Origin of the sequence: Limosilactobacillus sp. DJ3M12 (assembly GCF_947381695.1) — a bacterium.
In the GTDB taxonomy this organism is placed as follows: domain Bacteria; phylum Bacillota; class Bacilli; order Lactobacillales; family Lactobacillaceae; genus Limosilactobacillus; species Limosilactobacillus kinnaridis.
Genome location: NZ_CANCWY010000054.1, coordinates 1 through 1,237 on the forward strand (window position 1 = coordinate 1; position 1,237 = coordinate 1,237).

Sequence of the window (1,237 nt, forward strand, 5' to 3'; positions counted from 1 at the left end):
CAGTAGTATCTGCATTAACATTATGTTGTGAGATTGATAGAGCACCGACTGCTACTGACAATGTAGCAATTGCCATGTAGCACCAGTTCTTACCTTTTTTAAACATCTTATAATGTTTATAAACACTCATTGACTTACTTACCCCTTTTTTTATTTATAACATTACCTATCCTACCACATGTTTTTGAAGAAATTTAAGTTCTCATGAATTGTTATTAAAGGATAATTTTTGAAATATTTTTGTAACTTAAAAGGCGTTGGTTTAAGCCAACGCCTTTTACTAACCTAATTTAGCATATTCATAATTAACCAATTGAAGGAAGTCATTCATATTATACCCAGTACCAAAATAATTTCTAGCATTCCGAGTCCAATAACCATCTGGATCTGTATGATCTGTACCACCTAAATATTGACTAACATTATGATGCGACCATAACGTACCAGATCCGTCAGCCTGAGCTAAAGATGGAGTCAAACCATATTTATGCATATTAAAAGCAGTATAATATGCTGCATTAACTAACTCACGAGCAAAATTCCACGCTCCATATACTTCTACTTGTTCAAACTGTACGGCACGTCCATTGGCTGGATATGCAGCACCCCATGCTTCATGATCCGTGTTCGAAATTTGAATAATATTATTAGCGTCTACAAATGCATGAACAAATGCACTATTATAATGTTCTCGTTCATAGTTAATTTCACCTTGGATGCTGTCATTAGGATTTGCTGTCTCATGAACAATAATCATATTTGGTTTTCCATCTGAAGTACCAGTGTAGAAATGATTACTTACATTAGGAATAACATTTCGATAGGTTATATTAGCTGGAGTAATACGATTATTCATAATATAACTATTTATTTTGTTATTATAAATAGAAATTGGAGAAAGTATTCCTGCATTATCAGCATGATATTGACTTCCATAAGCCCAAAAATTAGTATTTTGCGCTAAGGATCCATCGACAGTAAAGTAATAAGTATTACCCCAGTTACTATAGAAACGGTTATCCCATCGGGCACCATCGTCACCAAAGTAGTAGGTACGGCCCCAGTTACTATAGAAACGGTTATCCCATCGGGCACCGTCGTCACCAAAGTAGTAGGTACGGCCCCAGTTACTATAGAAACGGTTATCCCATCGGGCACCGTCGTCACCAAAGTAGTAGGTACGGCCCCAGTTTGTGTAAAAATTATTATCTAAACGGCTTCCATCTGCTTGGAAATA

At 35.9% G+C, this 1,237-nt stretch carries 2 protein-coding genes; both read right to left on the minus strand.

What is annotated here, in order from left to right; translation table 11 throughout:
• Nucleotides 1-130: KxYKxGKxW signal peptide domain-containing protein (locus QOS06_RS10625; RefSeq protein WP_349496573.1), on the minus strand; the 130-nt coding region annotated here is incomplete at its 3' end.
• A 150-nt stretch (nt 131-280) separates the two neighbouring features.
• Nucleotides 281-1,237: peptidoglycan recognition protein family protein (locus tag QOS06_RS10630; RefSeq protein ID WP_283596036.1), on the minus strand; the 957-nt coding region annotated here is incomplete at its 5' end.